Annotated in this window: 19 protein-coding genes and 3 tRNA genes; 7 read left to right on the top strand and 15 right to left on the bottom strand. The window is 75.1% G+C overall.

From position 1 onward, the window contains the following. Positions 1-23: 23 nt before the first annotated feature. The 4 genes from ACI782_RS15115 to ACI782_RS15130 form a co-directional block, all read right to left on the bottom strand. Positions 24-1,682 carry a TIGR03767 family metallophosphoesterase gene (locus ACI782_RS15115; RefSeq protein ID WP_456910568.1) on the bottom strand — a complete coding sequence of 553 codons (1,659 nt, stop codon included), beginning with the start codon at positions 1,680-1,682 and terminating at the stop codon, positions 24-26. Next, a complete protein-coding gene (locus tag ACI782_RS15120; RefSeq protein ID WP_456910570.1) occupies positions 1,679-2,812 on the bottom strand; it encodes a cystathionine gamma-lyase in 1,134 nt (377 codons plus the stop codon). The genes ACI782_RS15115 and ACI782_RS15120 overlap by 4 nt, the downstream gene beginning before the upstream one ends. Before the next feature lie 86 nt (positions 2,813-2,898). Beyond that, positions 2,899-3,894 carry an NAD(P)H-dependent glycerol-3-phosphate dehydrogenase gene (locus tag ACI782_RS15125; protein ID WP_456910572.1) on the bottom strand — a complete coding sequence of 332 codons (996 nt, stop codon included), beginning with the start codon at positions 3,892-3,894 and terminating at the stop codon, positions 2,899-2,901. Then, positions 3,891-4,700 (bottom strand): lysophospholipid acyltransferase family protein, encoded by an 810-nt coding sequence (locus tag ACI782_RS15130; RefSeq protein ID WP_456910574.1) that lies wholly within the window; start codon positions 4,698-4,700, stop codon positions 3,891-3,893. The genes ACI782_RS15125 and ACI782_RS15130 overlap by 4 nt, the downstream gene beginning before the upstream one ends. A gap of 140 nt (positions 4,701-4,840) precedes the next feature. Between ACI782_RS15130 and cofC the strand changes: the two genes are divergently transcribed. From cofC to ACI782_RS15145, 3 genes are read left to right on the top strand one after another with little or no spacing between them, the layout of a single operon-like run. Next, complete coding sequence (cofC, locus tag ACI782_RS15135; protein ID WP_456910576.1) at positions 4,841-5,488, top strand: 2-phospho-L-lactate guanylyltransferase; 648 nt, start codon at positions 4,841-4,843, stop codon at positions 5,486-5,488. Between the two features lie 40 nt (positions 5,489-5,528). Beyond that, the gene (locus ACI782_RS15140) at positions 5,529-7,598 is read left to right on the top strand and encodes an RNA degradosome polyphosphate kinase (protein ID WP_456910578.1); all 2,070 of its coding nucleotides are present in this window, start codon (positions 5,529-5,531) and stop codon (positions 7,596-7,598) included. Then, the gene (locus ACI782_RS15145) at positions 7,598-8,503 is read left to right on the top strand and encodes an NUDIX hydrolase (protein WP_456910580.1); all 906 of its coding nucleotides are present in this window, start codon (positions 7,598-7,600) and stop codon (positions 8,501-8,503) included. Before ACI782_RS15140 ends, ACI782_RS15145 begins: the two co-directional genes overlap by 1 nt. 82 nt (positions 8,504-8,585) lie before the next feature. Here the strand turns inward: ACI782_RS15145 and leuD are convergent, their stop codons facing one another. After that, a complete protein-coding gene (gene leuD, locus ACI782_RS15150; protein WP_456910582.1) occupies positions 8,586-9,185 on the bottom strand; it encodes a 3-isopropylmalate dehydratase small subunit in 600 nt (199 codons plus the stop codon). A 5-nt stretch (positions 9,186-9,190) separates the two neighbouring features. Further along, a complete protein-coding gene (gene leuC, locus ACI782_RS15155; RefSeq protein WP_456910584.1) occupies positions 9,191-10,618 on the bottom strand; it encodes a 3-isopropylmalate dehydratase large subunit in 1,428 nt (475 codons plus the stop codon). A 98-nt stretch (positions 10,619-10,716) separates the two neighbouring features. Here leuC and ACI782_RS15160 point away from each other — a divergent pair, with 98 nt between their 5' ends. After that, positions 10,717-11,394, top strand: coding sequence for an IclR family transcriptional regulator (locus ACI782_RS15160; protein WP_456910586.1), 678 nt, complete (start codon positions 10,717-10,719; stop codon positions 11,392-11,394). Between the two features lie 42 nt (positions 11,395-11,436). Further along, complete coding sequence (locus ACI782_RS15165) at positions 11,437-12,543, top strand: sulfite oxidase (protein ID WP_456910588.1); 1,107 nt, start codon at positions 11,437-11,439, stop codon at positions 12,541-12,543. Here ACI782_RS15165 and ACI782_RS15170 read toward each other — a convergent pair whose 3' ends face one another. The 9 genes from ACI782_RS15170 to ACI782_RS15210 form a co-directional block, all read right to left on the bottom strand. Further along, a complete protein-coding gene (locus tag ACI782_RS15170; protein WP_456910590.1) occupies positions 12,544-12,693 on the bottom strand; it encodes a hypothetical protein in 150 nt (49 codons plus the stop codon). It lies immediately after the preceding gene. 32 nt (positions 12,694-12,725) lie between these two features. After that, on the bottom strand, positions 12,726-13,883 hold the full coding sequence (gene galK / locus ACI782_RS15175) for a galactokinase (protein ID WP_456910592.1): 1,158 nt from the start codon (positions 13,881-13,883) through the stop codon (positions 12,726-12,728). Beyond that, the gene (gene galT, locus ACI782_RS15180) at positions 13,880-14,974 is read right to left on the bottom strand and encodes a galactose-1-phosphate uridylyltransferase (protein WP_456910594.1); all 1,095 of its coding nucleotides are present in this window, start codon (positions 14,972-14,974) and stop codon (positions 13,880-13,882) included. The genes galK and galT overlap by 4 nt, the downstream gene beginning before the upstream one ends. Positions 14,975-15,110: 136 nt before the next feature. After that, a tRNA-Glu gene (locus tag ACI782_RS15185) sits at positions 15,111-15,183 on the bottom strand. Positions 15,184-15,298: 115 nt separating this feature from the next. Next, positions 15,299-15,371 (bottom strand) — tRNA-Glu (locus ACI782_RS15190). A 33-nt stretch (positions 15,372-15,404) separates the two neighbouring features. Next, positions 15,405-15,476 (bottom strand) — tRNA-Gln (locus ACI782_RS15195). Beyond that, complete coding sequence (locus tag ACI782_RS15200) at positions 15,462-16,721, bottom strand: CPBP family glutamic-type intramembrane protease (protein WP_456910596.1); 1,260 nt, start codon at positions 16,719-16,721, stop codon at positions 15,462-15,464. The genes ACI782_RS15195 and ACI782_RS15200 overlap by 15 nt, the downstream gene beginning before the upstream one ends. A 10-nt stretch (positions 16,722-16,731) precedes the next feature. Then, a complete protein-coding gene (gene gltX / locus ACI782_RS15205) occupies positions 16,732-18,219 on the bottom strand; it encodes a glutamate--tRNA ligase (protein WP_456910598.1) in 1,488 nt (495 codons plus the stop codon). After that, on the bottom strand, positions 18,216-19,028 hold the full coding sequence (locus ACI782_RS15210; protein ID WP_456910600.1) for a fumarylacetoacetate hydrolase family protein: 813 nt from the start codon (positions 19,026-19,028) through the stop codon (positions 18,216-18,218). The genes gltX and ACI782_RS15210 overlap by 4 nt, the downstream gene beginning before the upstream one ends. A 52-nt stretch (positions 19,029-19,080) precedes the next feature. Between ACI782_RS15210 and ACI782_RS15215 the strand changes: the two genes are divergently transcribed. Both ACI782_RS15215 and ACI782_RS15220 read left to right on the top strand, forming a co-directional pair. Continuing rightward, positions 19,081-19,458 (top strand): VOC family protein, encoded by a 378-nt coding sequence (locus ACI782_RS15215; RefSeq protein WP_456910602.1) that lies wholly within the window; start codon positions 19,081-19,083, stop codon positions 19,456-19,458. Between the two features lie 117 nt (positions 19,459-19,575). Next, on the top strand, positions 19,576-19,905 hold the full coding sequence (locus ACI782_RS15220; RefSeq protein ID WP_456910604.1) for a putative quinol monooxygenase: 330 nt from the start codon (positions 19,576-19,578) through the stop codon (positions 19,903-19,905). Positions 19,906-20,016: the final 111 nt, after the last annotated feature.

The following is a 20,016-nucleotide window of genomic DNA, read 5'->3' on the forward strand; positions in this document are numbered from 1 at the left end:
TGCCCCTCGAGGAGCGGCTGTCGTCAGGCGTGCACCAGCGGCGAGCGCAGCACCAGTTCCACGTTCCGGTCCCCCGGCCCGCCGGCCAGCCCGGCGTCGAGGCCGGCCCACGGCACGTTGGCCGACAGCTCGCGGTGCAGCGACGCCAGCGCGGCGGGGTGCCGCGCGGCCGGGTCCAGCGGCGAGGGCGGCCGGGCCGGGCTGTCGTGGTCGACCATCGTGCAGACCAGCGACAGCGTCCCGTCCCCGTTGTCCAGGAACTCCACCAGCCGCGCCTGCCCCGGCCAGTCGACGACCGCGCAGGTGGTGACCTCCCAGAAGCCCCGGCCGGCCTCCTCCGGGTGCGCCCACGGGCGCACCTCGCTGACGTGGGTGTGCCCGTTGAGCCACAGCACCACGTTCGGGAACCGGTGCAGCAGCGCGACCAGCTCCGGGCCGCCCAGGACGCCGGCGTCCGCGGCCGGCCGCGGGCGCCAGGGGTCGTCCCGGTGCATCGTGGAGGACCCGTGGTGGGAGGTGACGACGACCAGCCGGTCGGGGTTGCCGGTGGCCACCCGGGTGCCGTCGGGCTCGACGACCACCGAGGAGACCTCGGCCAGGCGCTCGGCCAGCCAGCGGCCCTGGACGGCGTCCAGCGAGCCGTCGCCCCCTCCGGTGACCCGGGTGGTGTCCAGGCACACGACGCGGACGCCGGGCAGCCCGTCCCACGCGTAGTAGGCGGTGCCGTCGCGCAGGTTGGCCTCGGTGAACCCGTGGCCGGCCGGCTCCCCGCCGTCGGCCAGGTGGGCGGCGACGAAGTCCCGGCGGTCGATGAACCGGCGCTCGGCCAGCGGGGTGACGGTGCGCGCGCCCGCCGTCGTGAAGACCTCCGAGGAGTGGGTGAACAGCCGCAACGCGTCGTCCAGCGGCACGTCCGGCGCGAAGTCGACCGGCTTGCGGTCGGCGAGCAGCAGCCCCTCCAGGGCCGGGGTCGGGACGCCGACCCCGGCGATGAGCGCCTCGTGGTTGCCGTGGCAGCCCAGCCAGGGGATCCGCAGCCCCTCCGCGGCGAACGCGGCGAAGGCCGCGGCGAGCAGCCCCGGCCGGTCGGGGAAGCCGTGCCACGCCCGGTAGACGTCCGGCTCGGGGTCGTCCCCCTCGGGGCGCCAGAACAGGTCGTGCGGCCAGCCCGCGGCCTGGACGCCGTCGTAGGCGGACAGCCCCGCCCCCGGCCGCACCGGGCCGCCGCGGAGGACGGCGAGGAAGAGCTCGAGCTCGTTCCACTGCGCGTTGTCGATGGCGTCCCCGGTGGTGACCACGACCTCCAGGGGGACACCGGTGCGCGGACCGCCGGGGAGCCCGTTGAGCGTTCGGATCAGCGCGTCGACCGCGTGTGCGGTGATCGCCTCCTGCGGCCGGTGCATCGGCACGAGGGCCCGCATCCGCGGGTCGGCGAAGTGCCCGTTGAAGAACTCGAAGCGGGCCGGGGAGCAGACGTCGGCCAGTTGCACGTCGGTGACGTGCGCCAGGCAGGCCAGCGGCCGGACCCCGGTGCGCGGCGGCTCCCAGGTGGGCCCGACCAGCTCCCGGCGGGTGCGGTGCGGCTCCCCCGGCTGCCAGGCCAGCGCGTGGTAGTCGGTGTCGCGTCCCCGGCGCAGCACCGGGCCGGTGCCCAGCACCCGCTCCAGCGTCGTGCGGCTCACAGGCGGTCGAGTGCGGCGCTGAGGTCGGCGACGAGGTCGGCGGTGTCCTCGATGCCGCAGGAGAAGCGGACGAAGCCCGGCGCGACGGCGTCCCCGCCCCACTGCGCCCGCCGGTCGACCGTGCTGTGCACCCCGCCGAAGCTGGTCGCCGCCGTCCACAGCCGGCTCGTGGCCAGCAGCTGCCGCACCGCCTCCTCGCCGGCCAGCTGCGCCGACAGCACCCCGTTCGGGCGCAGCATCTGCCGCGCGGCCAGGTCGTGCGCCGGGTCGCCGGGCCGCCACGGCCAGCGGACGCCGGTCACCGCCGGGTGCGCGGCCAGCAGGTCGGCCACGGCCGCCGCGGTGGCGGCCTGCCGGGCCAGCCGCAGGTCCAGCGTGCTCATCGAGCGGTGCCCGAGCCACGCCTCGAACGGTCCCGGCGTGCCGCCGGTGTGGTCGCGGAAGGCCTTGAGCCGGGCCCACAGCTCGTCGTCGTCGGTGCTCACGTGGCCGAGCAACAGGTCGCTGTGGCCGGTCAGCGCCTTGGTGTCGCTGCCGACGGTGAGATCGGCGCCGAGCGCCAGCGGCCGCTGCCCGAGCGGCGTGGCGGTGGTGTTGTCGACGGCGAGCACGGCCCCGGCGGCACGGGTGGCGCGCGCGACGGCGGCGATGTCGCAGACGTCCAGCTGCGGGTTGCTCGGCGTCTCCAGCAGGACCAGCCGGGCGCCCTCGAGGTCCCCGCGGGCCGCGACCGCCTCGATCTCCGGGGTGGGCACGTACTCGACGCGGACGCCGAACCGCTCGAGCTCCTCACGGGCCAGCAGCCGGGTCGTGTAGTAGCCGTCGGAGGGCAGCACCACGCGGTCCCCCGCGCGCGCCACGGCCAGGACCGCGGCGCCGATCGCGGCCATGCCGGTGGCGAAGGACAGGCAGCGGCCGCCGTCGAGCTCGCCGACCGCGGCCTCGAACACCCGCAGCGTGGGGTGCTCCGTGCGCGCGTACGCGTCGGCACCGCCGGCGCGGGGCGGGGAGTCGCCGAGGTGGTACGGCGCGGCGAAGACCGGGGAGGGCCGCAGCGGTGCGCCGGGGACGGCGTCGGGCTCACCGGCCCGGACCGACCGGGTGCCGTCGCCCCAGGCGGGTCCGCTCACCCGGGCTCCGCTCGGGCTCCCGTCGGTCACTCGGGCTCGGCCGTCGGTCGCCTCGCTCACTCGGGCTCCGCTCGGGCTCCCGTCGGTCACTCCGGCTTCGCCTCCCGGGACATGATCTCCTTCACCATCTGCGCCGCCGGGACGTTCTCGTGGCACACCCGGACGACGGCCTCGGTGAGCGGCATGTCGACCCCGTGCGCGCGGGCCAGGTCGAGCACCGGGCGGCAGCTCTTGACGCCCTCGGCGACCTGGCGGGAGGTCTGCTGGACCTCCTCCAGCGTCATCCCGCGCCCCAGCTTCTCCCCGAAGGTGCGGTTGCGCGACAGCGGAGAGCTGCAGGTGGCGACCAGGTCGCCGAGGCCGGCCAGCCCGGCGAACGTGGTCAGCTCCGCACCCAGTGCCGTGCCCAGCCGGGCGGTCTCGGCCAGCCCGCGGGTGATGAGCGACGCACGGGTGTTGTCCCCGAACCCCATCCCCTCGGTGATGCCGCACGCCAGCGCGATGACGTTCTTCACCGCCCCGCCGATCTCGCAGCCGACCAGGTCGCGGTTGGTGTACGGCCGCAGGTAGGGCGTGTGGCAGGCGGCCTGCACCTGCGCCGCGCGCCGCTGGTCGGTGCACGCGATGACGGTCGCGGCGGGCTGCTCCTCGGCGATCTCCCGCGCCAGGTTGGGGCCCGACAGCGCCGCCACCCGCTCCGGCCCGGCGCCGGTGACCTCGCAGATGACCTGGCTCATCCGCTTGGTGCTGCCGAGCTCGATGCCCTTCATCAGCGACAGCAGGACCGCGTCGTCGGGCAGCAGCGGCGCCCACTCGACGAGGTTGGCCCGCAGCGACTGGGAGGGGACGGCGAGGACGACGATCTCCGCGCCGCGCAGCGCCTCCTCGGCGTCGGCGGTCGCGCACAGCCGCGCGGGCAGCCGGATGCCGGGCAGGTAGTCCGGGTTCTCCCGCGTGTCGGTGATGACCCGCGCCAGCTCCGGCCGCCGGGCGTGCAGGGTGACCGTGCACCCGGCGTCGGCGAGCACCTTGCCGAACGTCGTCCCCCAGGACCCGGCGCCGAGGACCGCCGCTCGCGTCACGCGGCGCTCCCCGGCAGGTCGCCGGGCAGGCGGCGCTGCGGGCGCGGCGCGAACGTCGCCGGGGCCGGCTCGCCGCGCAGCTCGGCCAGCTGGTCCCGGACGGCGCTCATCATCCGGTCGGTGACCTCGCGCAGCAGCTCCGCGGTCACGGGGCGGCCGGCGCGGACCTCGGCGCGCAGGTCCGCGAGGTCCAGCGGCTCGCCGACCAGGTAGTCGGCCGGCACCCGCAGCCGCCAGTGCAGCTTCTTGGCGTGGTAGTCGTGCAGCCGCTGCGGCCCCCACTGGGCCACCGGCAGCACGATAGCGTCGGTGCTCAGGGCCAGCCGGGCAACGCCGGTGCGCGCCTCCATCGGCCACCAGTCGGGGTCGCGGGTGACCGAGCCCTCCGGGTAGATGACGACGACGTTGCCCCGGGCGAGGTCGGTCTCCGCGGCGGTCAGCGAGCTGCGCGCGTCGGCCGAGCCGCGGGCCACCGGGATCTGCCCGGCGCCGCGGAGGATCGTGCCGACGACGCCCTTGAACACCGAGGCCTTCGCCAGGAAGTGCGGCACGCGACCGCAGTCCCACACCAGCCGCGCGCAGGCCAGCGGGTCGAGGATCGAGACGTGGTTGGCCACCACGAGCACCGGCCCGGTGCGGGGGAACCGCTCGGCGTGCCGGTAGCGCAGCCGGAACAGCAGCGAGACCAGCGGGTAGACCAGGACGACGCACAGCCACAACGCCGCCGGGAGCCGTCCGCGCGTCCGCCACCGCGACGGCGGACCTCCCGCTCGGCGCGCGCCCCCCGGGGGCCGGTCCTGGCTCACCGGCGCCCTCCCTCCTGCCGCTCCCGCGGCTTGGCGCCGTGGGATGGTGTCTGCGCCCATGATCGGGCCTGGGCCGGTCCCGGCGCTGCACCGGGTCCTCGTGCGGGCGACCCGGCCCCTCTCCGGGCCGGTGTGGTCACATGGGACCCGTGTCCCGGTGGTCGGTCGTCGTCCCGGCGAAACGGCTCGCCGTCGCCAAGACGCGGCTGACCCCGCTGACCGACTCCCTCGGCGGCCCGCCGGGCACCGCCCACGCCGAGCTCGTGCTGGCGCTGCTGGCCGACACGGTCTCGGCCGCGCTCGCCTCGGCCGCCGTCGCCGACGTCCTCGTGGTCACCGACGAGCCGCGGGCGGCCGCGCTCGTCACCGTGCTGGGCGCCCGCACCGTCCCCGACGAGCCCGACCGTGGCCTGAACCCGGCCCTCGCCCACGGCGCCCGCGCCGCCGGCAGCCGCGCCGTCGCGGCACTGTCCTCCGACCTCCCGGCGCTGCGCCCCGAGGAGCTGGCCGCCGCGCTGGCCGCGGCCGGGACGGCGCCGCGCTGCTTCGTCGCCGACGCGCAGGGCACCGGGACGACGCTGCTCACCGCCGCCGGCGTCGACCTCGCCCCCGCCTTCGGGGCCGGGTCCGCGGAGCGGCACCGCGCCGGCGGCGCGGTCGAGCTCACCGGGCGCTGGCCGGGGCTCTCGCGCGACGTCGACACGGCGGCCGACCTGGCCGCGGCCGTGGACCTGGGGGTGGGGCGACACACCGGCGCCCTGCTGGCGGGGGCGTCCGAGACGCCCTGACCGTCGCCCGCCGTTCACCTTGCTGCGGCACGATGTCGGCGTGCCCTCCACCCGATCCGGTGCCCCGGCCGACCGCTACATCAACCGCGAGCTGTCCTGGCTGGACTTCAACGCCCGCGTCCTGGAACTGGCCGAGGACGACTCCCTGCCCCTCCTGGAGCGGGTGAAGTTCCTCGCGATCTTCGCCAGCAACCTCGACGAGTTCTTCATGGTGCGGATCGCCGGGCTCAAGCGCCGGCAGAGCACCGGGCTGACCGTCCGCTCCCCCGACGGGCTGACCATCCGCGAGCAGCTGGCGCGGGTGACCGAGCGGACCCGCGAGCTGGTGCACCGGCACGGCGACGTCTTCACCAAGGACATCACCCCGCGGCTGGAGGACGCCGGGATCCGCATCGTGCACTGGGAGGAGGTGGCCGAGGGCGAGGCCAAGCGGCTGCGCGAGTACTTCCGCGACCAGGTGTTCCCGGTGCTCACCCCGCTCGCCGTCGACCCGGCCCACCCGTTCCCCTACATCAGCGGGCTCTCGCTCAACCTCGCCGTCTCGGTGCGCGACCCCGACACGGGCGGGTCGCGGTTCGCCCGGCTCAAGGTGCCCAACAACGTGCCGCGCTTCGTGCCGGTGGGCGCGGTCGACTCCGAGGCGACGTTCCTGCCGCTCGAGGACCTCATCGCCGCGCACCTGCCGCAGCTGTTCCCCGGCCTCGACGTGCTCGACCACCACCTGTTCCGGGTCACCCGCAACGCCGACCTCGAGGTGGAGGAGGACCGCGACGAGGACCTGCTGCAGGCGCTGGAGCGCGAGCTGGCCCGCCGCCGCTTCGGCCCGGCGGTGCGGCTGGAGGTCGCCGAGTCGATGGACCCGCGGATCCTCCAGGTGCTGATCAACGAGCTGGAGGTCGACAAGGAGGACGTCGTCCAGGTGCCCGGCCTGCTCGACCTGGCCGCGCTGTGGGCGCTGTACGACCTCGACCGGCCGGAGCTCAAGGACGACCCGTTCGTGCCGGCCACCCACCCCCGGCTGTCGGAAGGCGAGACGCCCAAGAGCGTGTTCGCCACGCTGCGGGAGGGGGACGTGCTCGTCCACCACCCGTACCACTCGTTCGCGACCAGCGTGCAGCGGTTCATCGAGCAGGCCGCCGCCGACCCGAACGTCCTCGCGATCAAGCAGACGCTGTACCGCACCTCCGGCGACTCCCCGATCGTCAACGCCCTCATCGACGCGGCCGAGGCCGGCAAGCAGGTCGTCGTCCTCGTCGAGATCAAGGCGCGCTTCGACGAGGAGGCCAACATCAGCTGGGCCCGCTCGCTGGAGCGCGCCGGCTGCCACGTGGTCTACGGGCTGGTCGGGCTGAAGACGCACTGCAAGACGGCGCTCGTCGTGCGGCGCGAGGGCAGCGTCATCCGCCGCTACTGCCACATCGGCACGGGGAACTACAACCCGAAGACCGCCCGCCTGTACGAGGACCTCGGCATCCTGACCGCCGACCCGCGGGTGGGCGCCGACCTCACCGACCTGTTCAACACCCTCACCGGGTACTCGCGGCAGACGACCTACCGCCGGCTGATGGTGGCGCCGCACGGGGTCCGCGCCGGGCTGGTGGAGAAGATCCGCCGCGAGGCCCGCCACGCCCGCGAGGGCCGCCCGGCCGGCATCCGGATCAAGGTCAACTCCCTGGTCGACGAGCAGGTGATCGACGCGCTGTACGAGGCCTCGGCGGCCGGCGTCCCGGTGGAGCTGTTCATCCGCGGCATCTGCTCGCTGCGCCCCGGCGTCCCGGGCCTGTCGGAGAACGTGCGGGTGCGGTCGATCGTCGGGCGCTTCCTCGAGCACTCGCGGGTCATGAACTTCCGCAACGCCGGCGAGGGCGAGTGGTGGATCGGCAGCGCCGACCTCATGCACCGCAACCTCGACCGCCGGGTGGAGGTGCTGCTGCAGGTCTGCGACGAGCAGGCGCACCGCATGCTGGAGAACGTCTTCGACCAGGCGATGGCCGACGACGTCCGCTGCTGGGAGCTGGGGCCCGACGCCACCTGGACCCGCCGGGATGGGCGGGACTACCAGGCCGGGCTCATGGGGATGGTCGTCGAGCACGCGAACGGCGCCGTCTGATGGTCATCCGCGCCGCGGGCGGGGCGCTGTGGCGGCCGGCCGCCGGCGGGGGCGTCGAGACGGCGGTGGTGCACCGGCCGAAGTACGACGACTGGTCGCTGCCCAAGGGCAAGCTCGACGCCGGGGAGCACGCGCTGACCGCCGCCGTCCGGGAGGCCGTCGAGGAGACCGGGCTGGACGTCGTCGCCGGCCGGCGCAGCGTGCGCACCGAGTACGAGGTCGCGGAGGGTCCCAAGCGCGTCGACTACTGGCTGATGCGGGTGGTCGGCGGGGAGTTCGTCGCCAACTCCGAGGTCGACGACCTGCGCTGGCTGTCCCTGGACGACGCCGCGGAGCTGGTGAGCCACGAGGCCGACCGCGCGGTGCTGGCCGACCTCGCGCGCACCGACGTCCCCCGCGAGCCCGCGCTGCTGCTGGTGCGGCACGGCCGCGCCGGAGACAAGTCGCAGTGGGACGGCCCCGACGAGCTGCGGCCCCTGGACGGCAAGGGACGCCGGCAGGCCGCGCGGCTGGCCGAGGTGCTGCCGCTGTTCGCCCCGACGGCGGTGCTGACCGCCCGGCGGACCCGCTGCCGGGAGACCGTGGAACCCCTGGCCGAGCGGCTCGGGCTCGCGGTCGAGGACTGCTCGGAGCTCGGCGAGGAGGAGTTCTCCGACGACCCGCAGGCGGGCCTGGCCGTCGTGCAGCGGCTGCTCGAGTCGCCGGGCGTCACCGTCGTCTGCAGCCAGGGCGGGGCCATCCCGTCGGTGCTGCTCGACCTGGGCGTGCGCTGGGCCGGCGTGGCCGGACGGCTGCACCCGCCGGCGGCCAAGGGCAGCACGTGGGCCCTCGGCGGCCGGCCGGGCGCGCTGGCCGCGGACTACTACCGCGACTTCGACCCCGACGCCGACGACGCCCCCCGCTGAGGCGCCCCTCGAACGGCCTTTGTGGCCACTTTGGCCGCTGGATCAGCGGCCAAAGTGGCCACAAAGGCCGGATTCGCCCGGCTCAGAGGGCGGGCTGGGCCTTCGGCAGCCAGGGCTTGCGGCCGGCCTCGTACGCCTCGATGTGGTCCAGGTGCCGCTCGGTGAGGCCGACGTCGTCGAGACCCTCCAGCAGCCGCCAGCGGGTGTAGTCGTCGATCTCGAACGGCACGGTGACGCCCGCGTAGCGGACCTCCTTGGCCTGCAGGTCGACGGTCACCTCGGTGGCCGGGTCGGCCTCGATCGCCTTCCACAGCGCCTCGACCTCCGGCTGCGGCAGCAGCACGGTGAGCAGGCCGGCCTTGGTCGAGTTGTTGCGGAAGATGTCGGCGAACCGCGAGCTGATGACCACGCGGAACCCCCCGTCCATCAGCGCCCAGACGGCGTGCTCACGGGAGGAGCCGGTGCCGAAGTCCGGACCGGCGACCAGGACCGAGGCGTTCGCGTACTCCGGCTTGTTGAGCACGAAGTCCGGCTCGTTGGTGCGCCAGGCGACGAACAGTCCGTCCTCGAACCCGGTGCGGGTGATCCGCTTGAGGTACTCGGCCGGGATGATCTGGTCGGTGTCGACGTTGGTCCGCCGCAGCGGGGCCGCAGTGCCGGTGTGCGTGGTGAAGGCGTCCATGGGGGTCAGACTCCAGCCGTCTGCAGGTCGGCGGACTCGAGGTCCGCGGGGGCGGTCAGGTGGCCGGTCAGCGCGGTGGCCGCGGCGACGGCGGGGCTGACCAGGTGGGTGCGGCCGCCCTTGCCCTGCCGGCCCTGGAAGTTGCGGTTGCTCGTGGAGGCCGAGCGCTCCCCCGGCTTCAGCTGGTCGGGGTTCATGCCCAGGCACATCGAGCAGCCCGCGCCCCGCCACTCCGCGCCGGCCTCGACGAAGACCTGGTCCAGGCCCTCGGCCTCGGCCTGGGCCTTGACCGCGACCGACCCGGGGACGACGAGCATCCGGGTGTGCGCGTCGATCCTCTTGCCGCGCAGGAGCTCCGCGGCGACACGCAGGTCCTCGATCCGGCCGTTGGTGCAGGAGCCGAGGAAGACGGTGTCGACCTCGATCTCGCGCAGCGGCGTGCCCGGGGTCAGGCCCATGTAGGCCAGCGCCCCCTCGACGTCGCGCCGGTCGTTCTCGTCGGCGAAGTCGGCCGGGTCGGGCACCCGCTCGGAGATCGGCAGGCCCTGGCCGGGGTTGGTGCCCCAGGTGACGAACGGCGTGAGCGTCGCCGCGTCGATGTGCACCTCGCGGTCGAACACGGCGTCGTCGTCGGTGCGCAGCGTCGTCCAGTACTCGACGGCGGCGTCCCAGTCGGCGCCCTTCGGGGCGTGCGGCTTGTCCCTCAGGAACGCGAACGTGGTCTCGTCCGGGGCGATCAACCCGGCCTTGGCGCCGGCCTCGATCGACATGTTGCAGATCGTCATCCGGGCCTCCATCGAGAGCTTCTCGATGGCGCTGCCGCGGTACTCGATGACGTGCCCCTGGCCGCCGCCGGTGCCGATCTGGGCGATGACCGCCAGGATGACGTCCTTCGCGGAGACGCCGGGGGGCAGCTCGCCGTCGACGGTGACCGCCATCTGCTTGGGCCGGTACTGCGGCAGCGTCTGCGTGGCCAGCACGTGTTCGACCTCGCTGGTGCCGATGCCGAAGGCCAGCGCGCCGAACGCCCCGTGGGTGGAGGTGTGGCTGTCGCCGCACACGATCGTCATGCCCGGCTGGGTCAGCCCGAGCTGCGGGCCGATGACGTGCACGATGCCCTGGTCGCGGTCGCCCATCGGGGCCAGCCGGATGCCGAACTCGGCGGCGTTGCGGCGCAGCGCCTCGACCTGCGCGCGGCTGACCGGGTCGGCGATCGGCTTGAGGATGTCCAGCGTCGGGACGTTGTGGTCCTCGGTGGCCATCGTGAGGTCCGGACGGCGGACGGTGCGCCCGGCCGCCCGGAGGCCGTCGAAGGCCTGGGGGCTGGTCACCTCGTGGACGAGGTGCAGGTCGATGAAGAGCAGGTCCGGCTCGCCCGCGGCGCTGCGCACGACGTGGGCGTCGTAGACCTTCTCCGCCAGGGTCTTCGGCACGGCTGGTCCCTCCTGGGTGCGGTCTCGCTGCGGCCTGCTGGCCATCCCATGCAGTGGGATGCGAGTATTGCTGTGTGGGACAGCCTAACCCCGTCGCCGTGCTGGACAAAGCAGTGGCCATCCTCCGCGCCGTCGCCGCGGAGCCCGCGACCCTCGCCGAGCTGGTCGAGCGCACGGGTCTGCCCCGCGCGACCGCCCACCGGCTGGCCGTCGCCCTCGAGGGGCACCGCCTGGTCCGCCGCACCACGGCCGGGGCGTGGGCGCCCGGTCCCGGGCTGGCGGAGCTGGGCCGGGGCACCGCCGACCTCGCCGGGATCGCCGGTCGGCACCTGGCCACGCTGCGCGACCAGAGCGGGGAGAGCGCGCAGTTCTACGTGCGCGACGGCGCCACCCGGGTGTGCGTGGCCGCCGCCGAGCGCTCCTCCGGGCTGCGCGACACCGTCCCGGTCGGGGCGCGGCTGCCCATGACCGCCGGCTCCGCCGCCCACGCGCTGCTGGCCTTCGCCCCGGCGGACGAGGTCACCCCGCTGCTGCCGTCGGCGAGCTTCACCGCGCGCACGCTGCTCGACGTCCGCCGGCGGGGGTGGGCGCACAGCATCGCCGAGCGCGAGCCCGGCGTGGCGTCGCTGTCGGCGCCGGTGCGGGACGCCGCCGGCGGGGTGCTGGGCGCCGTCTCGATCTCCGGGCCGGTGGAGCGGCTGGGCCGCCGTCCGGCCCCCGAGATCGTCGGTGCCGTGCTGGAGGCGGCGGGCGCCATCTCCCGCGCCGCCCGCTGAACGACCCTTCCCCGGGCCGACCGGCGGGCGTACACACCTGTCATGAGCCTGACCGACGTGTCCACCCGCGGCCGCTTCCGCATCGCCGAGCCCGGGGAGGGCATCGGCCTGGACGAACTGGCGCTGGCCACGCGCAACCACGGCATGCCGTTGGAGGCCCTGCGCTACGACGTCACGCCGCCCGGCCTGCACTACGTGCTCACCCACTACGACATCCCGGCGGTCGACCCCGCCGGCTGGCGGCTGGAGGTCGGCGGCGCGGTCGAGCGGCCGCTGTCGCTGGACATCGACGACCTGCGCGCCCGGCCGGCGGTCACCTCCCGCGTGCTGCTGGAGTGCGCCGGCAACGGCCGCGCCCGCCTGGAACCGCGGCCGGTCAGCCAGCCGTGGCTGCTGGAGGCGGTCGGTTCCGCGGAGTGGACCGGGACGCCGCTGGCCCCCGTGCTCGAGGAGGCGGGCCTGCGGCCGGACGCCGTCGACGCCGCCTTCACCGGCGCCGACCACGGGCTCGAGCGCGGCGTCGAGCAGGACTACGCCCGCGGCCTGCCGCTGGCCGAGGCGCTGCGCCCCGACGTCCTGCTGGTGTGGGCGATGAACGGCGCCCCGCTGCCGCCCCAGCACGGCGCTCCCCTGCGGCTGCTGGTCCCCGGCTGGTACGGCATGGCCCAGGTCAAGTGGCTGACCCGCGTCGACGTGCTCGACCGGCCCTTCGACGGCTTCCAGAACGCCACGGCCTACCGGCTCAAGGTCGACGCCGACGACGACGGCGAGCCGGTCACCCGGATCGCCCCGCGGGCGCTCATGACCCCGCCCGGCTTCCCGGACTTCATGACCCGGGAGCGCTTCTGCCGCGCCGGGCCGGTGATGCTGACCGGGCGGGCCTGGTCCGGCCGGGCGCCGGTGACTTCCGTCGAGGTCAGTCCCGACGGCGGCGCGAGCTGGCTGGCGGCGGACCTGGCGCCGCCGGACCCGGCGCACCCGTTCGCCTGGCGGGCCTGGGTGCTGCCGTGGACCGCCGAGCCGGGCAGCTACGAGTTCGTCGTCCGGGCCGCCGACGAGGTGGGCCCGCAGCCCACCCAGCAGCCGTGGAACCGGCAGGGCATGGCCAACAACCTGGTGCAGCGGGTGCCGGTCACCGTGCTCGACTGATCAGTCGGCCGGGCGACGGCCCGACAGGAAGAAGTGCAGGCTGTCGGAGACGCTGCGGCGGGCCGCGAACCCGATGAGCAGGACGACGGCGAAGTACAGGACGACGAGGGCGTGGTCGAGGAACGAGGCGTCCAGGCGCAGCGCGTCCACGGCGGGTGGCCTCCGGTCCCGGGTCGGGGCGATCAGGCGATGCGGCGGGCCCCCGGAGACGGGACGACGGCGAAGGTCCGCGGCGGGCTGTACCCCTCCTGCGCGAAACGATCCGTGATCGTCATCGCGACCTCGCTGGTCAGTGCGGCGTCGACGAGGACGATCGCGCTGCCGCCGAAGCCGCCGCCCACCATGCGCGCCCCGGCGGCCCCGGCCTCGAGCGCGGTGGCCACGCAGGTGTCGAGCTCGGCCGTGGAGATCTGGAAGTCGTCACGCAGGGACGCGTGCCCCGCGGTGAGCACCGGCCCGATCGCCGCCGGCCCGTCGCTGCCGCGCAGCACGCGGACGACGTCGAGCACGCGGGCGTTCTCGGTGACGATGTGCCGGGCGCGCCGCAGCAGCACCGCCCCCTCCGGCGTGCCGTCGTCCAGCACGGCGAGGGCGGCGACGTCCGGGACGTCGCGCAGCGCGGCCACCCCGAGCCGCCCGGCGGCCTGCTCGCACTCCCGCCGCCGGTCGCCGTACCCGCCGGTGGCGTGGTCGTGGGTCGTCCCGGTGTCGACGACGAGCAGCTCCATCCCCGCCGCCGCCAGGTCGAAGGGCACCTGCTCGCAGCTGCGGTCGCGGGTGTCGAGGAACAGGGCGTGCTCGGCGGTGCACAGCAGCGACGCGGACTGGTCGAGGATCCCCGTCGGGGCGCCGACGAAGTCGTTCTCCGCCCGGCGGGCCACGTCGACCAGGTCACCGGGGGCGAGCTCGGGCGCGGCGAGGTCGCGCAGCGCGAGCGCGACGGCGCACTCCAGCGCTGCCGAGGAGGACAGCCCGGCGCCGGAGGGCACGTCGCCGTCCACCACGATGCTCACCCCGCCGGGCAGCCGGTCCCGCAGCTCCGCCACGACGCCGGCCGGGTAGCCGGCCCACCCGCCGGGACGCCCGGGCGCCAGCTCGCCGACCGGCACCTCGACGCGGTCCCCGGGGTGCTGGAGGGAGACCAGCGCGACCCGGCCGTCGTCGCGCCGGGCGACGCCGGCGCGGGTGGTGTGCGGCAGGGCCACCGGCAGCACGAAACCGTCGTTGTAGTCGGTGTGCTCGCCGATGACGTTGACCCGGCCCGGCGCCGCCCACACGCCCTCGGGCTCGCCGCCGAACGCCTCGGCGAACGCCGACCGCACCCGCGCCACGTGGCTCACGGCAGCACCACGTGGCGCAGCTGCTCCGCCACGTCCTCCGGCGTCGTGTCGCTGATGAACGCGCCCATCCCGGACTCCGAGCCGGCCAGGTACTTGAGCTTCCCGGGCGCCCGGCGCAGCGAGAACAGCTGCAGGTGCAGCCACCAGTCCTCGCGGCCGCGGGTGACCGGCGCCTGGTTCCAGGCGGCGATGTAGGGCATCGGGGTGTCGAACCGGTGCGCGAACCGGCCCAGGACGTCGAGGTAGACCTCGGCCAGCGCGTCGCGCTCCTCGTCGATGAGCGCCGGGAGGTCCGGGACGCGGCGGTGCGGGAACAGCTGCAGCTCGTAGGGCCAGCGGGCCGCGGCCGGGACGAACGCCGTCCAGTGCTCGTTGGCCGCGACCACGCGCGGGCCGCTGCGCTCGGCGGCGAGGACGTCGGCGAACAGCTCCCCGCCGGTCTCCCTCCGGTGCCGCTCGATCGAGCCGAGCACCTTCTCCAGCCGCGGCGTCACGAACGGGTAGGCGTAGATCTGCCCGTGCGGGTGGGAGAGGGTCACCCCGATCTCCTCACCGGAGTTCTCGAAGACGAAGACCTGCTCCACGCCCTCGATCGCGGACAGCTCCGCGGTGCGCTCGGCCCAGACGTCCACCACCAGCCGCGCCCGCTCGCGCCCCAGCGTGGCGAAGGAGCGGTCGTGGTCGCTGGTGAAGACCACCACCTCGCAGCGGCCGAAGCCCGGCCGCAGCTCGGTCAGCGGCGCGCCCGGCGCCGTCGGCGGGACGTCGCGCTCCACCGCGGTCGCCAGCGACGGGAAGCGGTTCTCGAAGACGACGACCTGGTAGTCGGCCTCCGGGACCTCGGTGGGCTCCCGGCCGGGCCGGGTCGGGCACAGCGGGCACAGGTCGGCCGGCGGGAGGAAGGTCCGCGTCTGCCGGTGCGAGGCCAGGACGACCCACTCGCCGAGCAGCGGGTCCCAGCGCAGTTGCGACCGGGTGCTCACCGCGGGCAGCTCGCGGGTGTCCTCCGCCGTCCGGTCCGGGGCCTGGGACCCCGCGTCGAAGTAGAGGACCTCCCGGCCGTCGGCCAGCCGACGACTCGTCCGGATCACGTGCACTCCCGCCTTCCCGCCGCCCGTCACGGACCGTGAGCAGCGCCCAGACGCTAGTCCTGCGGCGATCGGCCCGGTCAGCCACCCCGGGACGACGAGAGCCCCCGGCCGGATGGCCGGGGGCTCTCCCCTGCTGTAGCCCCGAAGGGATTCGAACCCTCGCTACCGCCGTGAGAGGGCGGCGTCCTGGGCCGCTAGACGACGGGGCCGCGCAGAGCCCATCCTGCCATGCCCGCCGACGGGGCTCCCCACCCGCCCCCGGGTCGCCTCCGCCGGGAAAGGAAGAGACCCCCTGGCCGGATGGCCAGGGGGTCTCCCCTGCTGTAGCCCCGAAGGGATTCGAACCCTCGCTACCGCCGTGAGAGGGCGGCGTCCTGGGCCGCTAGACGACGGGGCCGTGCGGTGGTGCGAGAGGAACCAGGCTTCCTCGCTGGGGTACCAGGACTCGAACCTAGACTAACGGAGCCAGAATCCGTCGGGCTGCCAATTACCCCATACCCCAAGGGTCGTGCTGCACCTCGCGGCGCTGCAGACCACCATACCCGACGCTCTGCGGCCGCTCCGCCACCCCCCGGGGTGACCCTGGTCGCAGGTCCAGGGCGGGGGTGACCGTCTCCGGCCGCAGCCGCTGCCGGGCCCGGGCCACGAGCGCCACGTAGGCGGCCATAGCCAGCAGGTCGATCGCGACCACCAGCACACCGGTGCCGGCCGACACCGAGTCGGTGGTCACCCCCTCGCCGAGCCCGCCGGCCAGCACGAAGACCAGCACGTTGTTGACCGCGTGCAGCACGATCGCCGCCTCCAGCCCGCCGGTCAGCCACACGACCGCGGAGGCGGCCAGGCCGAAGGCGAACCGGTCGAGGAAGGTCCAGACGTCCGGCGGGGCGTGCGCCGCGGAGAACAGCGCGGCGGTGAGCACGCCCGCGACGACGGCCCCGGCCCGCGCGTCGCGGAACCACGCGGCGATCGCCTGGCTCAGGTACCCGCGGAAGACGTACTCCTCCGCCGCCGACTGCAGCGGCGTGGTGAGCACGACGACCAGCAGCAGCCAGCCGTAGGACGCCACCGGCCCGGTCATCTCGCCGCCCCCGGCGAGGAAGCCCAGCAGGACGGTCAGCAGGATGCCCGCGCCGAGCGTGGGCAGGGACAGCAGCGTGTACGGCAGGAACAGCCGGCGGCGCAGCCGGCCCAGGACCGACGACGACCAGCCCGGCCGCATCCCGTGCGCGACGACCCAGGCCAGCCAGACGATCGGGATCGCCACGACCAGCGACAGGTTGGTGATCAGCAGGACGCCGGGGTCGACCAGGTCCAGCAGCTGCAGGTCGGGGAACGCCCCGGTGACCAGCGCGGCCAGGACCACCACGGTCGCCGCCACGGTGTAGACGACGACCACCAGCAGCAGCCCCAGCAGCGGCCGCCACCAGCGCCAGTCGCGCGAGCGCATCACGTGCGGGTACGGGACGGGGACGTCGTGCGGCGGCGTGCCCGGCGGCGGCGCCCAGCGCAGTCCGGGCGGGAGGTCCGGCGGGGCCGTGTGCGGTCCGGCCTGCAGGGGCACCGGCCCGAGCGGCCAGGGCACCGGGCCGGCCGCGGCGCCGGTGGCCGGCAGCGAGTGCACGCCGTGCACCGCCCCGGGGACGTACGGCGGCGCGCCGTAGGGACCGGTGGGCGGCGGCCCGGTGTAGGGCTCGTCGTCCGACGGTCCGGGCGGGCCGGGGAGCCACCCCGGCGGCACCGTGGTCATCGGCGTCCGGTCACCCGGGGACGGCCGCCCGCGCCGCGGCCAACCGGTCCAGCGTGCGGTCCCGGCCGAGCAGCTCGATCGACTCGTAGAGCGGCGGGGACACGGTGCGGCCGCTGACCGCCACCCGCACCGGCCCGAAGGCCTGCCGCGGCTTGCGGCCCAGGCCGTCGACGAGCGCGGTCTTGAGCGCCTCCTCGACCGCGGCGGCGGTCCACTCGGGCAGGTCGCGCAGCGCCGTCGTCGCGGCGTCGAGGACCTCGGCCGCCTCCGGGCCGGCCAGCTGCTTGGCGGCGGCCGCCGGGTCGATGGCGACGTCCTCGGTGAACAGGAACCGCAGCAGCTCGACGGCGTCGGAGAGCACGACGACGCGCTCCTGCGCCATCGGCGCGATGGTCCGCAGCACCCGGTCGTGCTCGGCCGTCGGCGGGTCGCTGACCAGGCCGGCGCCGGCGAGGAAGGGGACCACGCGGGCCACGAACTCCTCGACCGGCAGCGCCCGCAGGTGCGTGGCGTTGATCGCCTCGGCCTTCTTCACGTCGAAGCGGGCGGGGTTGGCGCTGACCCGCGTGACGTCGAACGCCTCGGCCATCTCCGCCATCGAGAAGACGTCCCGGTCCTCGGCGATCGACCAGCCCAGCAGCGCCAGGTAGTTGGCGAACCCCTCGGGGACGAAGCCGCGCTCGCGGTAGACGTCGACGTTGGACTGCGGGTCGCGCTTGGAGAGCTTCCTGTTCCCCTCCCCCGTCACGTAGGGCAGGTGGCCGAAGCGCGGGGTGCCGCGCGCGACGCCGATGTCGGTGAGCGCCGCGTAGAGGGCCAGCTGCCGCGGCGTGGAGGGCAGCAGGTCCTCCCCGCGCAGCACGTCGGTGACCTCCATCAGCGCGTCGTCCACGGGGTTCACGAACGGGTACAGCGGGACGCCGTTGCCGCGGACCAGGACGAAGTCGGGCACCGACCCCGCGGCGAAGCGCACCTCGCCGCGCACCAGGTCGGTCCAGGCGAGGTCCTCGTCGGGCATGCGCAGCCGCAGCACCGGCTGGCGGCCCTCGTCGCGGAACGCCGCCTTCCGCGCGTCGGTGAGGAAGCGGTCGGCGTTGTCGTAGCCGAGCTTGGGGTCCTGCCCGGCGGCCAGGCGGCGGGCCTCGACCTCCTCGTTGGTGGAGAACGACTCGTAGGCGTGCCCGGCCGCCAGCAGCTTGGCGGCCACCTCGCGGTAGACCTCGTGCCGCTCGGACTGCCGGTAGGGCCCGTGCGGGCCGCCGACCTCCGGGCCCTCGTCCCAGTCCAGGCCCAGCCAGCGCAGGCTGTCGAGCAGGTGCCGGTAGGACTCCTCGGAGTCCCGGGACGCGTCGGTGTCCTCGATGCGGAAGACGAACGTGCCGCCGGTGTGCCGGGCGTGCGCCCAGTTGAACAGCGCCGTGCGCAGGAGGCCGACGTGCACCGTCCCCGTCGGGGACGGGCAGAAGCGGGTGCGGACGCCGGTCGCGCGAACGGTCACCGGGCGCCCCCGGCGGTCGAGGCGGTGTCGGCGCCGGCCACGGGGTTGGCGAGCGTGCCCAGCCCCTCGACGGTGACCTCGACCCGCTGGCCGGGGCGGATCGGCCCGACGCCGGACGGCGTGCCGGTCAGCACGACGTCGCCGGGCAGCAGGGTCATCACCTGCGAGATGTAGGAGATCAGCGTCGGGACGTCGAACAGCAGCTGGCTGGTGCGGCCGGACTGGCGCAGCTCACCGTCCACGGTGCAGGTGACCTCGAGGTCGGCGGGGTCCTTGCCGAGCGCGCCCAGGTCGGTCTCGATCCACGGGCCGAGCGGGCAGAACGAGTCGAAGCCCTTGGCGCGGGTCCACTGCCCGTCGCTGCGCTGCATGTCCCGCTCGGTCACGTCGTTGCCGATCGTGTAGCCGAAGACCGTCGACAGCGCCTGCTCGGGGCTCACGTGCCGGGCACCGCGGGCACCGATGACGACGGCGAGCTCGGCCTCGTGGTGGACGTTGGTGCTGCCCGGCGGGATGCGGATGGCGTCACCCGGGCCGATGACCGAGGTCGACGGCTTGAGGAACAGCAACGGCTCCTTCGGCGCGTCGCCGGTCTTCATCTCCTCGACGTGCGCGGCGTAGTTCTTGCCGACGCAGACGACCTTGCTCGGCAGGATCGGCGAGAGCAGCCGGACGTCGGCCTGCGCGAACCGCTGGCCGGTGAAGGAGATGGTGCCGAAGGGGTGCCCCTCGATCTGGGCGACCTGGCCGTCGCCGTCGAGGACACCGAAGGACATGCCGGAGGGCGAGGCGAAGCGGACGATGCGCACGCCCCGAGGCTACTGACCCGCGCCGCTGCGCTCGCGGCCCTACGGTCGGGGCATGGCGTGCCGGCTCAGCGAGATCGTCATCGACTGCCGCGACCCCGAGGCGCTGGCCGCGTGGTGGGCGGAGGTCCTGGGCTACCAGGTCCTCTCCCGGGAGGAGGGCGAGGTCGAGATCGGCCCCGAGGCGGGCTTCGGCGGGCCGGCGCCGACCCTGGTCTTCGGCCGGGTCCCCGACCCCTCACCGGGCAAGCCGCGGCTGCACCTCGACGTCAACGCCACCGACCGGGACCAGGACGCCGAGCTCGAGCGGCTGCTGGGCCTGGGCGCGACGCGCGCCGACGTCGGCGAGACCGGCGAGGAGAACTGGCACGTCCTCGCCGACCCGGAGGGCAACCCGTTCTGCCTGCTGCGCCGCCGGCTCGACCCGCTCTGACATCGTCGTCCTCCGGACGACACCGCGACCAGGAGCCGCCCCCTGCTCCGGAGAGCCCACCCGGCCGCTCCTCGCGGAGCCCTCCGGGCCCTACTCGGACCGACCAAGGAGGAGACCATGATCCTGATCGTCATCGAGTTCCCCGTCCGTCCGGACCGGATCGACGAGTTCCGGGCCAAGGCCGACGAGTACGCGGCGGCGGTGAACGCCGAGGAGGGCAGCCTGTTCTTCGAGTGGTCCCGCAGCGTGCAGGACCCGAACACCTTCGTCTGCATCGAGGGCTTCCGGGACTCCGCGGCCGGCGCCTCGCACGTGGCCACCCCGCACGCCAAGGCGGCCTTCGACTGGATGTCGGACCTGGTCGCGGAGCAGCCGCAGATCATCTACATCGACGCCCCGCAGGTCAGCGGCTTCGGCCCGATGGGCGAGGTCCGGCCGCGGAGCTGAGCCCGGGGGGGGGGGGGGGGGGGGGGGGGGGGGGGGGGGGGGGGGGGGGGGGGGGGGGGGGGGGGGGGGGGGGGGGGGGGGGGGGGGGGGGGGGGGGGGGGGGGGGGGGGG

Source organism: Geodermatophilus sp. SYSU D00703 (assembly GCF_054050155.1).

Excerpts from the sequence above, each read along its gene's own strand:
- ACI782_RS15220 (WP_456910604.1), top strand. The coding sequence starts at position 19,576 with ATGATCCTGATCGTCATCGAGTTCCCCGTCCGTCCGGACCGGATCGAC.
- ACI782_RS15215 (WP_456910602.1), top strand. The coding sequence starts at position 19,081 with ATGGCGTGCCGGCTCAGCGAGATCGTCATCGACTGCCGCGACCCCGAG.
- ACI782_RS15200 (WP_456910596.1), bottom strand. The coding sequence starts at position 16,721 with ATGACCACGGTGCCGCCGGGGTGGCTCCCCGGCCCGCCCGGACCGTCG.
- ACI782_RS15165 (WP_456910588.1), top strand. The coding sequence starts at position 11,437 with ATGAGCCTGACCGACGTGTCCACCCGCGGCCGCTTCCGCATCGCCGAG.
- cofC (WP_456910576.1), top strand. The coding sequence starts at position 4,841 with ATGGGACCCGTGTCCCGGTGGTCGGTCGTCGTCCCGGCGAAACGGCTC.
- ACI782_RS15145 (WP_456910580.1), top strand. The coding sequence starts at position 7,598 with ATGGTCATCCGCGCCGCGGGCGGGGCGCTGTGGCGGCCGGCCGCCGGC.
- leuD (WP_456910582.1), bottom strand. The coding sequence starts at position 9,185 with ATGGACGCCTTCACCACGCACACCGGCACTGCGGCCCCGCTGCGGCGG.